Origin of the sequence: Streptomyces sp. NPDC002130, from assembly GCF_040296465.1 — a bacterium.
Lineage (GTDB): Bacteria > Actinomycetota > Actinomycetes > Streptomycetales > Streptomycetaceae > Streptomyces.
This window is the reverse complement of sequence record NZ_JBEOXI010000680.1, coordinates 1-1,722: the sequence shown is the minus strand read 5'-3', so window position 1 is coordinate 1,722 and position 1,722 is coordinate 1. Positions and strand designations below refer to the sequence as shown.

Annotated in this window: 1 protein-coding gene and 1 pseudogene; one reads left to right on the top strand and one right to left on the bottom strand. The window is 59.5% G+C overall.

From position 1 onward, the window contains the following. A pseudogene (locus ABT116_RS44385) lies at window positions 1-1,041 on the bottom strand (IS3 family transposase); the annotation flags it as partial. 206 nt (window positions 1,042-1,247) lie between these two features. On the opposite strand from ABT116_RS44385, the gene ABT116_RS44380 reads away from it, so the two are divergent. Then, a partial coding sequence (locus tag ABT116_RS44380) for a hypothetical protein (RefSeq protein WP_351646571.1) occupies window positions 1,248-1,722 on the top strand: 475 nt, incomplete at its 3' end.

Below are 1,722 nucleotides of genomic sequence, written 5' to 3'. Positions count from 1 at the left end.
ACACGCGACCACGGAAACGACTCCAATGGCGAACCCCCGCTGAAGCTTGGGACGAACACCTACGATCAATTCAACAGCAACGTGTTGCTTCGACCGGTTGAATACGCCTTGACTTCCGCGATCGGCGTGGAACACTGCACCGGCAAGACCGCCGCGGGTCAGTGCTGCGGCACCTAAGGCATCTTCGACGAGTTCGGTACGCATGTGCTCGGCGATCGACCAGCCCACCAGGCGGCGGGAGAAGCAGTCGATCACCGTGGCCAAATACAAGAACTCATTGTCCCCGCATGGCAGATACGTGATGTCACCGACGTATCGGGTATTCGGTGCGATCGCGGTGAAATCACGGTTGAGCAGGTCCGGCGACGGAGTGTCGGCTGGTTCGGCGATGGTGGTGCGGTGTTTTCGGCGCAGTCGCAGGCCCTCGATGTTGTTGGCGCGCATGATCCGTGCGATCCGTTTGTGATTGATCCGCTGGTCGGCGGGTTGTCCGTGATTGATCTCGGCGGTGATCCGGGGCCGCCCGTAGGTGTTGTCCCACCGTGTGGACGGCGCGGATCTTGTCGGCGAGTTCAGCGTCGGCTGCGGCCCGGGCGGCTCGTTTCTCGGCGGCGTTGATCCATGCGTAGTACGACGAGCGGGCGATATCGATGACCTGGCACAACCGCTTCACCGGGTAGGTGTCGGAGTGGTCTGCAACGAACTGGAAGCGGTTCACCAGTTCGTCTCTCCGGCGAAATATTTTGCCGCCGACCGCAGGATGTCTCGCTCAGTTTCGAGCTTGGTTTTCTCCGCGCGTAGGTGTGCGACCTCGGCGCGGAGCCTGGCGGCTTCCTGCTCGGGTGTCTCGCCGGTGCCGGGCCCCGGAGCGGTGGCGGCGGGTCTGCGGATCGGGATACCCGCATTTCTCAGCCATGTGGTCAGGGAGCCGTGGGATACGCCGAGATCGGCGGCGATCCCGGCTACGGTCGCGCCGCCGGTGTCGCGGTACAGCTCGACTGCGTCGCGGCGGAACTCTTCGGAGTAATTTTTCTTTGCCATCGGGTTAGATCTTCTCGCTTTCCCTGGTCTGAGACCAGGATCAAGCGTGTCCAACCCGCGGGGTCAAGGCCCGTCGATGCTAAGTTCCGCGCTGCTCAGGGCGGCTTTTTTTGCAAGCCTGTTGACTGGATTGGAACGAGGGGGCGTGAGTGTTAGTGGGATCCTCCTGCAAAAAGTTGTCAGGTGACTGCAGTACTATCAAAATCGTGACCGACGAGAATGACATCCTCTATCACTACACAAACTTCGGAGGATTCTCCGGCATCATCAAAAGTCAAAAGCTCTGGGGAACCGATATAAAGTATCTAAATGATGCTCAGGAACTCAAATACAGTGCCGGGTTGATGGCCGAGATCTTTCACTCCTTGGCTCAGGAACTACCTGACCTTACAGAGGAAGAGCGGAGGGAGTGTGGTGACTTCTTCACGACCGAGGGGCCCGACCATCGAGATCCGTCGTACCTTGGACCAAAGAAACATGCACTTCGAGCCGCCGCCTGGTCGCTTGCGGCTCTCGTAGACGAGTCACAGCCGCAGATGCCATACGATTGGAAATGGGCGAACGGGTATGTCACTTGCTTTACTACCGAACGTGACTCGCTCGGGCAGTGGCGTGGATATGCAGGTGGTGATGGTTTCGCCGTAGGTTTCGATCGGGCGAAGCTAGCGGAGCTGACCTACC